General features: G+C 62.8%; 16 protein-coding genes. 4 read left to right on the top strand and 12 right to left on the bottom strand.

Annotation, left to right across the window (positions count from 1 at the left end):
* Positions 1 to 7: 7 nt before the first annotated feature.
* From JAB4_RS13475 to JAB4_RS13430, 10 genes are all read right to left on the bottom strand, one after another.
* On the bottom strand, positions 8 to 1,186 hold the full coding sequence (locus JAB4_RS13475; RefSeq protein WP_070224823.1) for a CmpA/NrtA family ABC transporter substrate-binding protein: 1,179 nt from the start codon (positions 1,184 to 1,186) through the stop codon (positions 8 to 10).
* 157 nt (positions 1,187 to 1,343) lie between these two features.
* Positions 1,344 to 1,982 carry an ANTAR domain-containing protein gene (locus JAB4_RS13470; protein WP_034757677.1) on the bottom strand — a complete coding sequence of 213 codons (639 nt, stop codon included), beginning with the start codon at positions 1,980 to 1,982 and terminating at the stop codon, positions 1,344 to 1,346.
* Positions 1,983 to 2,055: 73 nt separating this feature from the next.
* Complete coding sequence (locus JAB4_RS13465; protein ID WP_070308438.1) at positions 2,056 to 3,555, bottom strand: CoA-acylating methylmalonate-semialdehyde dehydrogenase; 1,500 nt, start codon at positions 3,553 to 3,555, stop codon at positions 2,056 to 2,058.
* A gap of 14 nt (positions 3,556 to 3,569) precedes the next feature.
* Entirely contained in the window at positions 3,570 to 4,364 is a 795-nt protein-coding gene (gene iolB / locus JAB4_RS13460; protein WP_070308437.1) for a 5-deoxy-glucuronate isomerase, read from the bottom strand.
* Positions 4,361 to 5,275, bottom strand: a complete 915-nt coding sequence (gene iolE / locus JAB4_RS13455; RefSeq protein ID WP_070218084.1) for a myo-inosose-2 dehydratase — start codon at positions 5,273 to 5,275, stop codon at positions 4,361 to 4,363. Before iolE ends, iolB begins: the two co-directional genes overlap by 4 nt.
* A gap of 1 nt (position 5,276) precedes the next feature.
* Positions 5,277 to 7,118 carry a 3D-(3,5/4)-trihydroxycyclohexane-1,2-dione acylhydrolase (decyclizing) gene (gene iolD, locus JAB4_RS13450; protein WP_070300273.1) on the bottom strand — a complete coding sequence of 614 codons (1,842 nt, stop codon included), beginning with the start codon at positions 7,116 to 7,118 and terminating at the stop codon, positions 5,277 to 5,279.
* Positions 7,115 to 9,061, bottom strand: a complete 1,947-nt coding sequence (gene iolC / locus JAB4_RS13445) for a 5-dehydro-2-deoxygluconokinase (protein WP_070218086.1) — start codon at positions 9,059 to 9,061, stop codon at positions 7,115 to 7,117. The genes iolD and iolC overlap by 4 nt, the downstream gene beginning before the upstream one ends.
* 8 nt (positions 9,062 to 9,069) lie before the next feature.
* Positions 9,070 to 9,855 carry an ATP-binding cassette domain-containing protein gene (locus JAB4_RS13440; RefSeq protein WP_070218089.1) on the bottom strand — a complete coding sequence of 262 codons (786 nt, stop codon included), beginning with the start codon at positions 9,853 to 9,855 and terminating at the stop codon, positions 9,070 to 9,072.
* 3 nt (positions 9,856 to 9,858) lie between these two features.
* The gene (locus tag JAB4_RS13435) at positions 9,859 to 10,992 is read right to left on the bottom strand and encodes an ABC transporter permease (RefSeq protein WP_070218115.1); all 1,134 of its coding nucleotides are present in this window, start codon (positions 10,990 to 10,992) and stop codon (positions 9,859 to 9,861) included.
* A gap of 174 nt (positions 10,993 to 11,166) precedes the next feature.
* Positions 11,167 to 12,189, bottom strand: a complete 1,023-nt coding sequence (locus JAB4_RS13430) for a sugar ABC transporter substrate-binding protein (protein ID WP_227742173.1) — start codon at positions 12,187 to 12,189, stop codon at positions 11,167 to 11,169.
* Positions 12,190 to 12,475: 286 nt separating this feature from the next.
* Here JAB4_RS13430 and JAB4_RS13425 point away from each other — a divergent pair, with 286 nt between their 5' ends.
* Genes JAB4_RS13425 through JAB4_RS13415 form a run of 3 tightly spaced genes read left to right on the top strand, consistent with a single transcriptional unit; the run spans position 12,476 to position 15,371 of the window.
* Positions 12,476 to 13,342 carry a MurR/RpiR family transcriptional regulator gene (locus JAB4_RS13425; protein ID WP_034757651.1) on the top strand — a complete coding sequence of 289 codons (867 nt, stop codon included), beginning with the start codon at positions 12,476 to 12,478 and terminating at the stop codon, positions 13,340 to 13,342.
* Positions 13,335 to 14,321, top strand: a complete 987-nt coding sequence (iolG, locus tag JAB4_RS13420; RefSeq protein WP_083287144.1) for an inositol 2-dehydrogenase — start codon at positions 13,335 to 13,337, stop codon at positions 14,319 to 14,321. Before JAB4_RS13425 ends, iolG begins: the two co-directional genes overlap by 8 nt.
* A gap of 27 nt (positions 14,322 to 14,348) precedes the next feature.
* Complete coding sequence (locus tag JAB4_RS13415) at positions 14,349 to 15,371, top strand: Gfo/Idh/MocA family oxidoreductase (RefSeq protein WP_070218095.1); 1,023 nt, start codon at positions 14,349 to 14,351, stop codon at positions 15,369 to 15,371.
* 13 nt (positions 15,372 to 15,384) lie between these two features.
* Here JAB4_RS13415 and JAB4_RS13410 read toward each other — a convergent pair whose 3' ends face one another.
* Positions 15,385 to 15,732: an addiction module antidote protein gene (locus tag JAB4_RS13410; RefSeq protein ID WP_070218097.1), complete on the bottom strand. Its 348-nt coding sequence runs from the start codon at positions 15,730 to 15,732 to the stop codon at positions 15,385 to 15,387.
* Positions 15,689 to 16,054 carry a type II toxin-antitoxin system RelE/ParE family toxin gene (locus tag JAB4_RS13405; RefSeq protein WP_070218118.1) on the bottom strand — a complete coding sequence of 122 codons (366 nt, stop codon included), beginning with the start codon at positions 16,052 to 16,054 and terminating at the stop codon, positions 15,689 to 15,691. The genes JAB4_RS13410 and JAB4_RS13405 overlap by 44 nt, the downstream gene beginning before the upstream one ends.
* Before the next feature lie 236 nt (positions 16,055 to 16,290).
* Between JAB4_RS13405 and JAB4_RS13400 the strand changes: the two genes are divergently transcribed.
* A complete protein-coding gene (locus tag JAB4_RS13400) occupies positions 16,291 to 17,508 on the top strand; it encodes a hypothetical protein (RefSeq protein WP_070218099.1) in 1,218 nt (405 codons plus the stop codon).
* Positions 17,509 to 17,516 lie beyond the last annotated feature (8 nt).

Raw genomic sequence — 17,516 nt, 5'->3', positions numbered from 1 at the left:
TCTCCAGTCAGAAAAAATGGCCGATGGCAAACGATGCCGCGTACGCTTCCGGCGCGCTGCCGTCCCACACGACGCCGTCGCACAGGGTCGAGCTGCGCATGGGGGATTTTGGTACGGGCGTGGCCGTCATCTCCGCCGCCTGGCGGTACAGGTCGATGCGGTTGACTTGCCTTGCCACCGCCAGGTAATCGGGTTCATCGCGCAGCAAGCCCCAGCGCCGGTGCTGGGTCATGAACCACATGCCGTCGGACAGATACGGGAAATTCACGGTGCCATCGCCGTAGAACTGCAAGCCGTGCGCCTCGTCCCAGATCTTGCCCAGCCCATCCTGGTAATGGCCGAGAATGCGCGGCGCCAGCGTTTCCTGCGGCGTGTTCAGGTAAGCGGACTCGGCCAGGGTAGCCGCCATGGCCAGCCGGTTGGTATCGCTGGCATCGATCCAGCGTCCCGCCTCGAGCACGGCGGCGATGAGGGCGCGGCAGCTGTTCGGATGCTGCTGCGCAAACGCGGCGCTGGTGCCCAGCACCTTGCCCGGATGGTCGGGCCAGATGGCGCCGCTGGCGGCTGCCGTCACGCCCACGCCATCGACGATGGCCTTGTAGCCCCACGGTTCGCCCGCGCAAAAGCCGTCCATCTGGCCGGCGCGCAAGGCGGCCACCATCTGCGACGGCGGCACCGTCATCACGCGCGCGTCGCGCAGCGGATCAATGCCATGCGCGGCCAGCCAGTATTGCAGCAGCATCGCGTGGTTGCCGGTCGGAAAAGTATGCGCGAACGCAAACGGCCGCGCCGTGGCGCGCATGTGCCGCGCCAGGGTGGGACCATCGTGGGCGCCCTCGCGCGCCAGCGCCGCCGACACGGTGACAGCCTGGCCGCTGTGATTGAGATTCATCAGCACGGCCATGTCGCGCTGCTGCCCGCCGATGCCCATCTGCACGCCATACACGAGGCCGTACAGCACATGGGCCGCGTCGAGTTCGCCATTGTTCAGTTTGTCGCGTACGCCGGCCCACGACATCTCGCGGCTCAGTTCGATCTTGATGCCGTATTTTTCATCGAGACCCAGCTTCGACGCCATCACCAGCGAGGCGCAATCGGTCAGCGGCAGGTAGCCGATGCGTATCGTCTGTCTTTCCGGCTGCAGGGTCCGCATCACCTGGGCGCTGTCTGCCATTTTCTCTGTCATACCATTCCTTGCCGATAAATACTGTTTTGCCGTGCCGCTGTGGGCAAGGCTCTCACCTTCCAGCAGCAAGGAGCGTGCCCGTACCTGCCCGCTTCATGGCGGCTGGAAACGCACCGCGATGGTGCGCTGCACCAGCATGTGTCAGGAAATGGACGATTCATCCCAACAAGTCCTCCACGTCGAGGATGCGCTGGGCAATCTCTGCCAGCTTGAGTTTCTTGTTCATGGCCATGCTGCGCAAGCGCTGGTAAGCCTGGTCTTCCGTCAAGCCGTGATGCGTCATCAGCAGGCCCTTGGCCCGTTCGATCACCTTGCGCTCAAGCAGCTTGTGCCGCGTGTCGAGCAATTCGGCGCGCAATTTTTCTTCCTGGCGAAAGCGTGCGAGCGCCACGTTCAGCACGGGCAAGATGCGCTCGGCATGCAAGCCGGCCACGATGTAGGCGGAGACGCCGGCCGCCATGGCCGCGTCGATGCTGGCCGTGGCGCCGTCTTCGGTAAATAATACGATGGGGCGGCGCTCGTCGCGCGTGGCGATGACGATGTGCTCGAGCACGTCGCGCGCATCCGATTCCGCGTCGATGATGATGAGATCAGGCTGCAGTTGGGCGATGCGTTCAGGAAGGTAGAGGTCGGCTGGCAGGGAGGCGACGATGTCGAAACCCGATTCCAGCAAGCCGATGCGCAAGGCATTGCCGCGCTGCACTTGGGCAGCCAAGGCCGCATTCTCGTGCACGCCGTGCTCGACAATAGTGTTGACGACGACGATGCGCAAAGGCTGGGTACGGCTGGACGTCATGGGAGCGATCTGCAATGGCTAAACACAACCATTGCAGTAAGCAAGAAGCGAACCAGCCGGTTTTACAGCGGATTTACTTCAGGGTCGGCATGGCAAACTCCGCACCCGCCGCCGTCGAAGCCGGCCAGCGCTGCGTCACCGCCTTCTGCTTGGTATAGAAACGCACCGATTCCGGGCCGTGCGCATGGTGGTCGCCGAACAGGCTGCGCTTCCAGCCGCCGAAGCTGTGGAAGGCCATCGGCACGGGAATCGGCACATTGACTCCGACCATGCCCACCTGCACCCGGTGCGTGTATTCGCGCGCCGTGTTGCCGTCGCGCGTGTAGATGGCCGTGCCGTTGCCGTATTCATGCGCATTGACCAGGTCCAGCGCCGCCGTGAAATCGGGCACGCGCACGATGCACAGCACGGGGCCGAAGATTTCCTCCTTGTAAATCGTCATGTCCGGCGTGACGTGGTCGAACAGGCTGCCGCCGAGGAAAAAGCCGTGCTCGTGACCGGGCAGGACAAAGCCGCGCCCATCGCAGATAAGCTTGGCGCCCTCTTCCACACCTTGCGCGATGTAGCCGGCGATCTTCTCCTTGTGCACCTGCGTGACGACCGGCCCCATCTCGGCCGACAGGTCCATGCCCTGCGTGATCTTTAACGCCGCGATACGGGGCACCAGGGCTTCCACCAACTGGTCCGCGACATTGCCGACCGCCACGACGACGGAAATGGCCATGCAGCGCTCGCCGGCCGAACCAAACGCGGCGCCCATCAGGGCGTCCACCGTCTGGGGGATATCCGCGTCGGGCATGACGACCATGTGATTCTTCGCGCCGCCCAGGGCCTGGACGCGCTTGCCCTGGGCGCAGCCGGTGGCATAGATATATTCGGCGATCGGCGTGGAACCGACGAAGCTGACGGCGCGCACGTCCGGGTGGTGCAGCAAGCCATCGACGGCTTCTTTATCTCCCTGCACGACGTTGAAGACACCGTCGGGCAAGCCCGCGTCCGTCAGCAGCTGCGCCAGGAGCAGGCTGGCCGACGGGTCGCGCTCCGACGGTTTCAGTACAAACGTATTGCCGCAGGCAATGGCCATCGGGAACATCCACATCGGCACCATCACGGGAAAGTTGAACGGCGTGATGCCGACACAGACACCGAGCGCCTGGCGGATCGACCAGGCGTCGATGCCGCCGGCCACCTGCTCCGAATACTCGCCCTTCATCATCTGCGGGATGCCGCAGGCAAATTCCACCACTTCGATGCCGCGCGTCACTTCCCCTTTCGCATCCGTGAAGACCTTGCCGTGCTCACGCGTGATCAGCTCGGCCAGCTTGTCGGCGTTTTGCTCCAGCAATTCCTTGAATTTGAACATGACCCGTGCGCGGCGCAGGGGCGACGTTTGCGACCAGGCGGGAAAGGCCGCATGGGCGGCGGCCACGGCCGCGTTCAGTTCGGCAGGCGTGGCCAACGCCACCTTGGCCGTCACGGCGCCCGTGGCAGGATTAAACACGTCGCTCGTGCGCTCGGTGCGCGAGGCCATGGGGTTGCCACCAATAAAGTGGCCGATCATCGGGGTCGTCATTGTCTTGTCCTTGGTTATTTCGTCATCAGCCAGTCATGGGCCGGGTCGTTTTTAAAATGCCACACGCGTTTCGGGCCGGCCATCACGTTCAGGTAATAGCCATCGTAGCCATACGGCACGGTCACGGGGTGGTAGCCACGGGGCACCATCACCACGTCGTGGTTTTCCACGGCCATGGCTTCGTCGATGGAGCGGTCATCCGTGTAGACGCGCTGGTAGGCAAAGCCCTGTTCGGGATGGAGCCGGTGGTAATACGTTTCCTCCAGCGAGCTTTCGGTTGGAATATTGTCGCTGTCGTGTTTATGCGGCGGATAGCTGGACGAATGGCCGGACGGCGTGACGACTTCCACCACCAGCAAGCCGTCCGCGGCTTCCGTCTGCGGCAGGATGTCGCACACGTAGCGGGTATTCGCACCCTTGCCGCGCACGGAGCGCGTCATGCTGGAAGGTTCGATCAGGCGCGCCGGACGGTGGGTCGTGGCCGGGGCGCTGCACAAGGCCACCTCGGCGGCGCTCACGGCCGTGATACGCACCGTGGTGTCCAGCGGCACATACACGGCGTAGGGCGAGACGTCCTCGAAGACGCTGGCGCGCTTGCCGATGCCTTCCCAGACGTGATCGCCCGCCTGCACCGTGACCGTGCCCGTCAGCACGACGAGGCACAGCTCGCGGTGGCCCGTCTCCAGCGTCAAGACCTCGCCCGCCGCAAGGCGGTGCGCGGCAAAGCCCACATGCGTCCAGCCGGCTGATGCGGGCGTGACTTCGACGATGGTCTGTCCCTGCCCCGCTTTCACCAGCAGCGGGCTCATGCCGCCTCCCGACCCAGGCGCGGAATCGCATCGACCAGGCGTGCCAGGTAATCGTGGCCCATCTTCGCGTATGCGTAGCTGGGAGCGACAGCCGGGTCCTGCTCCGCCTCCACCACCAGCCAGCCCGCGTAGCCATGCAGATACAGCCGCGTCAGGATGGCCGGGAAGTCGATGCAGCCGTCGCCCGGTACGCTGAAGGCGCCATTGATGACGGCCTGCAAAAAACTCCAGTGGCCGTTGCGGGCCAGTTTCACCACGTTGGGCCGCACGTCCTTGCAATGCACGTGGCAGATGCGATCGATATGTTTATTGAGCACCGCCAGCGCGTCGCCGCCGGCAAACGTGATGTGACCCGTATCAAACAACAAGCCGACTTCCGGCCCCGTCAGGGCCATCAATTGGTCCACGTCGGCCGGCGTTTCCACGTAGGCGCCCATGTGGTGGTGGTAGGCCAGGCGCACGCCGTGCGCCAGCAAATGCCTGGCAAAGGCCGTCAACTTGTCGGCGTAGTCCTGCCATTGCTGCTGCGTCTGGAAACGGGGGCGTTTGTACAAGGGGCGCGCTTCGCCCTGGATGGCGTCGGCCACTTCACCGTAGACCATGACGGTGGCGCCGCTGTCGGCCAGCAAGCGTAAATGCGGGCCAACAGAAGCGATCTCGTCTTCGACGCTGCGGTGCGCCAGGCGGCCCGAATACCAGCCCGAGACACAGGCCAGATGGTATTTTCCCAGCACAGCGTTCAGCGCCGGGGCATCTTTCGGAAACTTGTTGCCCAGTTCAAAACCCACATAGCCGATCTCGGCGCCTTCTTTCAATGCCGTTTCCAGGGGTGTTTCGCCGCCCAGGCTCGGTAAATCGTCGTTCATCCACGAGATCGGATTGATGCCGATGCGTACATTCCAGGTAGTCATTTCAATTCCTTTGTTTCAGGCGATCGTTTTCATAACGGGCACGCGCAGCTTGCACGCCGGGCTGGGTCGACACTTCCGGTACGGCCACTTCCCACCAGCAGCCGCCCTCCTCGGTCGTGCGCGTGTCGTCCGTGTCGATGCAGATCAGATACGTGCGGGAAGCTGCCCGGGCGCGCAACATGGCTTGCTCGAGTTCGCCAATGTCGGCAACGTGTTCGGACAGCGCACCCAAGGACTGCGCATGCAGGGCGAAGTCGATAGGCGGGGCGCTGTCGGGCAGCATATTGTTGAACGAGGCATTGCCGCAGGCCTGCTGCAGGCGGTTGATGCAGCCGTAACCCCGGTTGTCGAGCACGACGATGATGAGTTTTTTGTCCAGCATGACGGAAGTGGCGATTTCCGAATTCATCATCAGATAGCTGCCGTCGCCCACCATGACGATGACTTCGGCTTCCGGCTTGGCCATCTTGACGCCCAGGCCGCCGGCGATCTCATAGCCCATGCACGAGTAGCCGTATTCCATGTGGTAGCCGCCCGGCGCCGACGTGCGCCACAGCTTGTGCAGTTCTGCCGGCAAGGTACCGGCCGCGCAGACGACGATGTCGCGGGTGGTGGAGTCGACTGCGGAACGCTGCACGGCGCCGATGACTTCGCCGTCATACGGCAAGCCGGCCACCTCGCGTTTGCCGGTGATCGCCAGCACGGTGGCGCGCCAGGCATGCGCCGCCTGCTGCGCGCGGTCCAGCCACTGGCCCGCGCTATTCCAGCTGCCCAGCAGCCGCGACAGGCCTTGCAAGCCGAGTGTCGCGTCCGCCTGCAGGCCCAGGCCGCGGCGTTTCAGCGCATCAAAACTGTTGACGTTCAGGCTGAGCAGCTGCGCCTGCGCAAACAGGGAGTTGGAACCGGTCGTAAAATCCTGCAGGCGCGTGCCGACGGCCAGCACGACATCGGCCTGGGCCGCCAGTACATTCGCGGCGGGCGAACCGGTGACGCCGATGGCGCCCAGCTGCAAGGGGTGGTCCCACGGTAAAGAACTCTTGCCGGCCTGGGTTTCCGCCACGGGAATGCCGTGCCGTTCGGCAAACGCCTGCAAGGCGGCGCCGGCCTGGCCGTACAGCACGCCGCCGCCGGCGACGATCAGCGGCTGCTTCGCATTTTTCAACAGCAACGCGGCCTCTTCCAGTTCCTGCTCGACGGGCAGCACGGCGCGGAAACGCACGGTCCTCGGCGCAAAGAATGCTTCCGGGTAGTCATATGCCATCGTCTGCACGTCTTGCGGCAGGGACAAGGTGACGGGGCCGCAGGCGGCCGGGTCCGTCAAGGCGGCGATCGCGCGCGGCAAGGCCGTCAGCAATTGCTCCGGATACACGATGCGGTCGAAATAGCGTGATAAAGGTTTAAAAGCGTCATTCACCGAAACGCTGCCGTCCGTGCCATCTTCCAGCTGCTGCAAGACCGGATCCGGCGCACGCGAGACGAACACGTCGCCTGGCAGGAGCAGGACGGGCAAGCGGTTGACGTGCGCCAAGGCGGCGGCGGTGAGCAGATTCGTCGCACCCGGACCGATGGAGCTGGTGACGGCCATCATGCGCCGGCGCATGTGGGCTTTCGCATAGGCAATGGCAGAGTGCGCCATCGCCTGTTCATTGTGCGCGCGGAAAGTGGGGAACACATCCTTGTACTGGTACAGCGCCTCGCCCATGCCGGCCACGTTGCCGTGACCAAAGATGGCGAAGGCGCCGCCGAACAAAGGCTGACCGTCCTCGGTGCGCAGCACGGACAGGTAGCGGATCAAGGCCTGCGCCATGGTCAAGCGGATGGTTTTATGGATGGTCGCGCTCATGCCGCACGCTCCAGACGGTTGCGCGTGCGTTGCCACAAGCTGATCAGCTGCTCGAAATTGGCGCGCACGGCGGCGATCAGGCCCGCATCGTCGAGTTCGCCGGCCAGCCAGCGGCGGCTCGGTTCCTGGAAGATGGTGCGGCCCACCATGAAGCCGCGGCAGGTGCTGCTGGCACTGGCCTGTTCAAAACTGGCGGCCAGCGCGGCGATGGGCGCGTTCAAGCCCAGCAGGACGACGCCACGGCAATACGGATCGCGCTCGTGCACGAGGGCATCGATGGCTTGCCATTGCGCAGCTGTCATGCTTTCCAGTTTCCACCATTCCGGGTAGATGCCGAGGTTGTACAGGCGCTTGACGGCGCGCAAGACGGTATCGTCACTGTGCGGCAAGGATTCCGACGGTATGACCTCGAGCAACAGTTCGTGACCGCTCACTTGCGCCGCATCGTACAAGGCCTTGATCTGCGCTTCCTGTTCCAGGCGGTTTTCCACGGCGTCGTCCGGATGCAGCTGCACCAGGCACTTGATCACGTGTTCCTTCGGCCAGCTGAGCAGGTGCGAGCCGATGGAGCGGCCCCAGTCAAATTGCAGCGGATTCGATCCCGGCAATTCCACGGGACGGCCTATCCACCAGCCGCGCCCCGTCGCATCGTTGAGCGCGTCAACGCCATAGCGGCCATCGATCAGCACGCCTGTCTTGCCGGCCAGTTGCAAGGCCGTTTCCGTCTGCGCCACGGCTTGCACCATCAATTGCTTCAAGGCCGCAATGGCTGCTTCGGGCGCGCCGGTTTGTTGCGCCAGCTCAAAAAATTGCGTGCGGTGATCGAACGCGAACACGCACAACTCATTCCACTGTTTGCGCGCCACCGTCGTGCGGTGCAGGCGCGACAAGGTCGCATCCTGGTCCGGCTGCGTGAGTTTGGCCGCATTAGCCAGGAAATAGTCGAGCTCGACGGGCGACGGCATGGCCGGCGCGCAGCCATGGCGCGACACGACGAGGGCGCCGCAGCCGTTCGCATAGCGGCAGCACGCCTCGTAATCCTCGCCGCGCAGCCAGCCTTTCAGGAAACCGGAAAGAAAAGCGTCGCCCGCGCCGAGCACATTGAGCACTTCCACGCGCACGCCGCGGTAGTTATACGCGTCATCGAGGCTGGCCGGCACCACATTGTCGATGACGGCGCTGCCCAGCGGCCCACGCTTGACGACGAGGGTCGCCAGGGTGGCGGCCCGCACGGCGCGCAGGGACGCCATGATGTCGGCACCGCCGCCGGCGATCATGAATTCCTCTTCCGTGCCGACGATCAGGTCGAACTGCGGCAGGATCGCCTGCAGATGGCTGGTGACGCCGTCGTTCGAGACGAACCGCGTTTCGCCATCGGCCTTGCCCGACAAACCCCACAGCACGGGCCGGTAATCGATGTCGAGCACGGTGCGCACATTATTGGCGCGCGCCAGCTGCAATGCCTGCGTGCTGACGGCGTGCATGGCGCTAGTCGAGAAATGCGTGCCGGTGATTAATAACGCTTTGCTCGACGCAATGAAAGCCGCATCCACCAAGGATGCGTCGATGGCCATGTCGGCGCAATTTTCACGGTAAAAGATCAGCGGGAAGGTGTGCTTGTCCTTGATGCCCAGCATCACCAGCGCCGTGAGCCGCTCGCGGTCGATACCGACGTGGCTGACGTCGCAGCCCTCCCGCGCCAAGGTATCGGTAAGGAAACGCCCCATGTGATCGTCGCCCACCTTCGACAGCATGGCCGACTTCAAGCCCAGCCGGGCCGTGCCGAAGGCGATGTTCGCCGACGAGCCGCCCAGGTATTTGGCGAAACTGGTGGCGTCTTCCAGGGGGCTGCCGATCTGCTGCGCGTACAGGTCCACCGCCAGGCGGCCCAGGCAGATCACGTCCAGCGCCCTACCCTGGGCAAATTGTGTGAAATTATTCATGGCTATCCTTAAATCGTGACACCGTCGAGTTCACTCATCAGCGTTTGCATTTCCGCACCGCCCGCCATCATGTCCAGCAAGGCATCCTTGCTCACCGTATCCTTGGTAAAGGTGCCCAGCGACTTGCCCCGGTTCAACAACGTGAACGAGTCGCCGACCGGATACGCATGGTGCACATTATGCGTAATAAAGATCACGGAAATGCCCCGCTCGCGCGCCTTGTAAATCAGTTTCAGCACATTGAACGATTGTTTCACGCCCAGGGCGGCCGTCGGTTCATCGAGGATCAGCACGCGGGCGCCGAAGTGGATGGCGCGGGCGATGGCCAGGCACTGCTTTTCGCCGCCCGACATGGTGCCGATGGCCTGGTGCGGGTCGCGTACCATGATGCCCATCTCGGCCAGCTTGTCGCGCGCCGTGTCGGCCGCATAGTCGATATCCATCACGGGAACCAGGCCCAGCAGCTTTTTCATCGGCTCGCGGCCCATGAAGAAATTGCGCGCCACGGACAACAGCGGCACCAGCGCCAGATCCTGGTAGACGGTGGCCACGCCCATGTCCAGCGCTTCGCTGGGCGAATTGAAGACGACGGGCTTGCCATCGACCAGGTATTGGCCATCGGTGGGCTTGTGCACGCCGGCCAGGGTCTTGATCAGGGTGGACTTGCCGGCGCCGTTATCGCCCAGCAAACAATGAACCTCCCCCTCGCGCAACCGCATGGTGATGTTTTGCAAGGCCAGCACGGAGCCGAAGCGCTTGCTGACATTTTCCAGGGCAAGAATATATTCGCTCATGATTTATCTCGCTTCCGTGACGCGTGAGCGTACAAAGTTATTGAACAGCACCGCGATCAGCAGCATCACGCCGAGGAATACGCGGAACCAGTCCGAATTGATGTTGGTATAAGTGATGCCGATCTGCACTACGCCGAAGATCAGCGCGCCGAAGCAGGCGCCGACGACGGAACCGTAGCCGCCCGTCAGCAAGGCGCCGCCGATGACGGCCGCGATGATGGCTTCGAATTCCTTTTGCATGCCGCGGTCGGCGGCGGCCGAACCCACGTCGCAGACTTGCAAGGTGGCAAACAGGCAGGCGCAGAAGGCCGTGAAGACGAACAGGGAAATCTTGACCTTGCGCACCGGCACGCCCACATTCTTGGCTGCATTGGCGTCGCCGCCCACGGCAAACATCCAGTTGCCGAAACGGGTACGCGACAAGACGAATGCGGCGCCGGCGGCCAGCACCAGCCACCAGGCGATGACTTTCGGCACGCCTTTCACCAGCGGCGAGCCGTCGTCGAGCACGGCGATCCAGCCATGCGCGCCCATCCACTGGAACAGGCCGGTGGCGACGTTGCCGTGGAACAGCAGGCTGGCCAGCCAGTCTTGCGCCGCCAGGTCGCCCACGCCGCTGACGATGGTGCGGTTGGCGAACATGATCGACAGGGCCAGGGTCAGGCCGCGCAGGATGAACAGGAATGCCAGGGTCACGATGAACGATGGCAAGCGCGTCTTGATGACGATATAGCCGTTGAGCCAGCCCAGCGCCATGGAACCGGCGAAGGCGAACAGGATCGCGGCCCACAATGGCCAGTGGAAATAAATCGTCGGGATGGCGATCATCATGCCGGCAAAGCCGATCATGGAGCCGATCGACAGGTCGAATTCACCGGCGATCATCAACAGGCAGGCGCCGATGGCGATGATGCCCAGGTAGGACGCCACTTGCATCCAGTTGACGACGCCATCGAGGTTGAACATGCCGGAATCGCCGGCCGTGATGACGAAGAAGGCAAACACGAGCACCGCGCCGGAAATCGAGGCGAACTCGGGGCGGCCGAAAAACCGTTTGACCCAGCTGGTCGTGCCCACGCGCTCGTCGGCGGCGGCAACTGGCTTGCTGGAGGCGCCGGGAGGCGGAGGAGGATTCATGCCGGGGCTAGCCAGGCTGGATTTGAGCGCAGTCATACGAAGTCCTTTCAGTGATACTTGTTACCAATTCCGATTACTTTCCTGCCAGCATCGCTGGCGCCAGGCGTGTTCCTCCCATGCGCCGCCCGCGGAGGCGGTGCGGCGCTGGGCAACTCCTGGTGGCGACTGTGTGGATTAGCGGTATTGACCTGCGTATTTTTCGACCTTGGCGATGTTTTCCTTGGTCACGAAACCGGGGCCGGAGCTGATGTGGCGCGGGCCGTAGATGGGCGTCAGGCCGTATTCGGCCAGGCGCGCCTGGTATTTCGGATTGGCGATCAGGATTTCCTTGACCTTGGCCAGGTCAGTGATTTTTTGCTGTTTCATGATGGCCATCACGGCAACGGGAATGTAGCCTTGCAGGTAGGGCTGCTGGTCGATGGCGAACTGGATGCTGCCATCCTTGATGCCCTTGGCGATTTCTTCCGACAAATCGAAGCTGGCGAAGTACATCTTGCCTTTCAGGCCCAGCTTTTCGACGGCGCGCATGGCGGCCGGCGCCGAATCCGGTCCCAGCGCCAGCACGGCCTGGGTCTTCGGATTGCTGCGCAGATAGGCGCTGACCTTGCTTTCGATCACGCCAGGGTCGACGCCATTGGTGTCGAGCGTGGACGCTTTGAAATCGACGCCGAGCGCATCGGCAAAACCGCGGCAGCGTTCGAACGACGATGCATTCATCGCATAGTGATTCACGCACACGAACGATTTGATGCCCGCTTCCTTGGCGCGCTTGCCGGCGCCCAGGCCAGCGTCATACTCGGGCTGGCCCACGTGCATGATGGCTTTCAACTGTTCGCTTTGCGCCAGGGTGCCCGAATTGATGGTCACGAGCATGATTTTCTTCGCCACGACCGTGCCCAGCGGTTTTTGCAGCACGCTGAAGTCGGCGATGTCGGCGATCAAGCCATCATAGTTGCGCGCGGCCGACTGCTCGATCAGGCGCGCCATGTCGGCCAGGTCGCCATTCGGCGGATTGCGGTAGTCGACGGACACGTTGAAATCTTCACCGGCTTGCTTGATGGCGTTCTTGATGGTATTCCACCAGGAATCGGAGTCCGGCGCATGGCTGACCATGACGAATTTCTCGCCGGCAGCATGGCTGGCGCCCGTGCTCAAACCCAGGCTCAGGCCCAGGCTGGCGATGGCCAGGCACTTCATCAAACCCTTGCTTTTATTGCTATGCATGAATGTCTCCTAGACGGATTAATTTTTATAGTTGCGAGCTTTTATGAAGGGTGTCACCGGCCTGGCCTTGCGGCACGCAAACCGATGCACTGCGCACAGCTTAGGCCACAAAAAAGACAAATGCAATAAAATTTTCAAAATAAATTTAAATAGAAATTCGTTTCTATTTTTAAGATTCCCTCCTATAATTCTCGCCAGAACCAGCCGCACGGAATTGATACGTCATCGCGGCCCAGCAAGCACACCGAGGAAAAAAATCATGGCAGCCACCGCCCCCATCGAACAGCTGATGCAGCACATTGCCGCCGAGTACGACAACCTGTCGCGCCAGCTGAAAGTCATCGCGCAATACATCGAAAAGCACCGGGCCAGCCTGATGCTCGAGCGCATCAGCGACATCGCCGCCGCCTGCGACGTGCAGCCGTCGGCCATCGTGCGTTTCGCGCAGCGCTTCGGCTACACGGGCTTTTCCGAAATGCAAGATGTGTTTCGCCAGGCGTACACGGACCAGGCCGGCGCCACGCCCGACTACCAGCAGCGCATCCGCAAGCTCATTTCCACGCGCGACGCCGCCCTGAGCGCGGGCGACTTGACGCGCGAATTCGTCGGCGCCAGCCGCGCCGGCCTCGACGACCTGGCAGCCGGACTCGACGACGCCCAGCTGGAAGCGGCCGTCAACCTGCTGCTCAAGGCGGAAAACATCTATGTGATCGGCGTGCGCCGGTCGTTTCCGATCGCCTCCTACATCGCCTACGCGCTCGAACACACGGACAAGCGCGTGCACCTGATTAGCGGACTGGGCGGCATGCACCGCGAACAGATGCGCAGCGTGCGCGAACGCGATGTGGCGATCGCCATCAGTTTCTCGCCTTACGGCAAGGAAACCCAGCAGTGCATCAAGGCAGCGCAAGACAAGGGCGCCAAGGTCCTCGTGATTACCGACAGCAAGCTGGCCCCGCTCGCGCGGGCCGCCGACGCGCTGCTCACCGTCACCGAGGGCAGCGCCTTCGCCTTCCGCTCGCTGACCAGCACCATCTGCCTGTGCCAGGCGCTGTTCATCGCGCTGGCATACAAATTAGAGCTCGACATCGAAGAAATCCACACCCCAGGAGAACATGATGATTGAAGTAGCGTTGTTCGGCGCCGGACGCATCGGCAAAATCCACGCGGCCAACCTGGCCTTTCACCCCGGCGTGCAGTTCAAGTACGTGGTCGACGTCAACCAGGAAGCGGCGGCCGCGCTGGCCGGCTTACATGGCGGCAGCAGCGCCACGGTGGAAGCGGCATTGGCCGACCCGGCCGTCAAGGCCGTCGTCATCGCCTCCAGCACGGACACGCACGCGGACCTGATCCTGCGCTCGGCCGCTGCCGGCAAGGCCATCTTTTGCGAAAAGCCCGTCGATCTGACCATCGACCGTGCACGCGCCTGCGCCGCTGCCGTCAAGGAAGCCAAGGTGCTGTGCATGCTGGGCTTCCAGCGCCGTTACGACCCCACCTTCAATGCCGTCAAGACACGGATTGAAGCGGGAGAAATCGGCACGCCGGAATTGCTGGTCGTCACCAGCCGCGATCCCGGTCCGCCGCCCGTGAGCTACATCAAGGTGTCGGGCGGCATCTTCAAGGATATGCTGATCCACGATTTCGACATCTTCCGCTGGATACTCGACGATGAAGCCGTCAGCGTGCACGCCACGGGCAGCTGCCTCGTCGATCCTGCCATCGGCGAAGCGGGCGACCTCGATACGGCCGTCGTCACCATCCGCACGGCGAAAGGACGTTTGTGCCAGATCAATGCCTCGCGCCGCGCCGCCTACGGCTACGACCAGCGCTTCGAAGTGCTGGGCAGCGCCGGCATGCTGCAGGCGGGCAACCACAAGCCGACGGAAGTGACGGCCTATGGCTCGTTGAACGTCAGCGTGGACAAGCCGGAAGATTTCTTCCTGGAACGCTACCGCGTGGCTTACGCGCAGGAAATGGCGCACTTCTTTGACGCCCTCACCCACGGCACGCCGCTGCGCACCACCGTGCACGATGGCTTGAAGGCACTGGAACTGGCCGAGGCGGCCACGCTGTCGTGGCGCGAACAGCGCGTCGTCACTGTATAAACCAATAAAAAAATACCTGGAGACACCATGTCATCCCCAACATTAAAAGTCGGCATCGTCGGCCTGGGCCGGCTGGGCCAGCGCCACGCCATCAACCTGGCGCAGCGCGTGCCCAACGCCGAAGTCGTGGCCGCCTGCAGTCCCGTGCCGGCTGAACTGGACTGGGCCGCCAGCCAGCTCGGTATCACCACCGGCTATGCCGACTACGATGCGCTGCTGGCCCACCCGAGCCTGGACGCCGTCTTCCTCGTCACGCCCACCTCGCTACATGCGGACCAGATCATCGCCGCCTTGCGCGCCGGCAAGCACGTGTTTTGCGAAAAACCGCTATCGCTGGACCTGGCCGACTGCCTGAAGGTGGAAGCGGAAGCGGCGCGCCACCCGCAACTGACCATCATGATCGGCTTCGTGCGGCGTTTCGACACCAGCTATCATGACGCACAGCAAAAGATCGCACTAGGGCTCATCGGCAAGCCGTATCTCGTGCGTTCGCAAACCTGCGACCAGAACGACCCGAGCGGCGCCTTCATGCGCTTCGCCCCCACCAGCGGCGGCATCTTCCTCGATTGCAGCGTGCACGATATCGACCTGGCGCGCTGGCTGCTGGGCAATCCCGTGCCCAAACGCGTGTATGCGAGCGGCACCAACGCCATCCACACGGGCTTGCAGGCGTTCGGCGACGCCGACAACGGCCTGGCCACAGTCGAATTTTCCGATGGCAGCATGGCCAGCTTCATGGCTTCGCGCACCATGGCGCACGGCCATGAAACCCTGACGGAAGTGTTCGGCACGGGCGGCCGCCTGGCCGTGGGCAGCAATCCGCGCCTGAACAGGGTGGAAATTTCCGATGCGCACGGCGTGCGCAACGAATGCACGCCGGACTTCTATGCCCGCTTCGCCGACGCCTTTTTGATCGAAGCGCAGGAGTTCACGGATGCGGCGCTGGGCCGGCGCACCTTGTCATTGACTTTGCACGACGCGACGGAAGCGACGCGCATCGGCCTGGCCATGACGCAAGCGATGCGCGAGGCACGACCCGTGGAGTTCTAAGCGCCCCGTGGACTCAGGCGGCCGGCGCGGGAAATGGACGTTCGGGCTGCCTGGGTTCCACGGCCAGCCGCAAGCCCATGGCATCGAGGATGGCCGTCAAGGTGCTCAGCGATGGATTGCCCTCGGGCGACAAGGTACGGTACAGCTGGGTAGGATTGAGCTTGGCCGCCTGCGCCACGGCGGGCACGCCGCCAAAGGCGCGCGTCAGCTGGCGCAGCACGGCCAGCAGTTCGCCATGGTCGCCATCGACGAGAATATTGTTGATCAGTTCAAGGGCGAGAGCGGGATCGTCGCGGTACAATTCGGCCATCGCTTCGTCATGCGAGCGGTCTCTCGGTGGTTTGCTTGGTTCCTCTTTCATGTCCTCTCTCCTTCCAGTCGTGCCAGCAGGCACAGGCGTACTCGATATCTTTCGGCTGCGTGCGCTTGTCGCCGCCGCACAGCAATAAAATGATCTGTTCGCCGGCGATGGCGTAATACACGCGGTAACCGGCCCCCACGTCGATGCGCAATTCCCACACGCCATCGTGGCAGAACTTGTGGTCGCCAAAATTGCCGGGAATCATACGCAACACGCGCCGGGCTATGGCCACCCTGGCCGTAGTATCGCGCTGGCGTTTCAGCCATTCCGTATATAAATCCCTACCCGATGACGTCAGATAGTGCCGGATCTCGTATAGCATATTCGTCCATAAACGAAGAAAGATCAAGGAGAAAATCACGTGGTTGCATAAAAAAGAAGACACGTCATCTTGCGGCGAAACCGCATGACGCAGGTGCCGAATGCCGGGATCACTGATGTATATCAAGATGCGTTTCCCCAGTTACTGTAGAGAAATGATGTGGCGCGTACACGCCTCACGCGCATGCCATTGCGCTATACAATAAGCGCTGCCCAACCGCGAAAAACCCTGCCGCCATGACGAATAACGATAGCAACTCCCCTCCCCTTGCCGACGTGGCCGAATGCTACGTCAAGCTGGTCCTGGCCATGGGCCAGCACGATGCGTCGTATGTGGACGCCTATTACGGCCCGCCCGCATGGCAACAGGAAGCGGTAGAACAGCAATTGAGTTTGAGCGACATCAAAGCCGCGACTGACAAGGCGCTGGCCCTGCTGGCCGACGAACCTTGCCTGCGCGCCCTTAACCTGCGCAAGCAGTTGCACGCCGTGCTGGCGCGCGCGGACATGCTGCAAGGCGCACGCCTCGATTTCGATACGGAAAGCGCGCGCCTGTACGACGCCGTCTCGCCCCATCACAGCCGTGCGTACTACGAAGACCTGGTGGCGCAGATCGACGCCCTGCTGCCCGGTCCCGGCACGGTCAGCGCGCGTGTCAACGCCTTGCGCGCGCAACTCGTCATTCCCGCCGACAAGCTGCGCGCCGTCATGGACGCGGCCATCCGCGCCGGCCGCGAGCGCACCCTGCAGTACATCGCGCTGCCCGACGGCGAAGATTTTGTATTGGAATTCGTCACCGACAAGCCCTGGAGCGGCTACAACTGGTACAAGGGTAACTACCAGAGTGTGATCCAGATCAATACGGACTTGCCTGTGTACATCGATCGCGCCGTCGACCTCGGCTGCCACGAAGCGTATCCGGGCCACCACGTCTACAACGTGCTGCTGGAACGCGACCTGATGCGCGGCAAGGGCTGGATGGAATACTGCATCTACCCGCTGTACTCGCCGCAATCATTGATCGCCGAAGGCACGGCCAATTACGGCATCGAACTGAGCTTCACGGATGCGGAAAGGCTGGACTTCGAACAGCAGGTGCTGTATCCGCTGGCCGGCCTGGCCCCGGCGCTGGCACCCCGCTATGCGCAACTCAATGCCTTGCTGGCCAAACTGAGCTACGCCGACAACGACATCGCGCGCCAGTACCTCGAAGGCAGCATCACGCGCGAAGAAGCGCTGGAATGGCTGATCAACGTGCGCCTGTATCCGGCCGAGAAATCCGCGCAACGCCTGCAGTTCTACGATGCCATGGGTGCGTACGTCATCAATTACAACCTGGGGCAGGACATGGCGAAAGCCTATGTCGAGCGCCAGGGCGCGACGCGTGCCGCGCATTGGGCCGCCTTCCGCGACCTGATGTCCTCGCCGCGCGTGCCCAGCGCGCTGCTGGCCTGACGCTGCCG

Source organism: Janthinobacterium sp. HH102 (assembly GCF_001758625.2).
Lineage (GTDB): Bacteria > Pseudomonadota > Gammaproteobacteria > Burkholderiales > Burkholderiaceae_D > Janthinobacterium.
The sequence above is the reverse complement of the archived record's forward strand: the minus strand, read 5'-3'. Positions and strand labels throughout refer to the sequence as shown.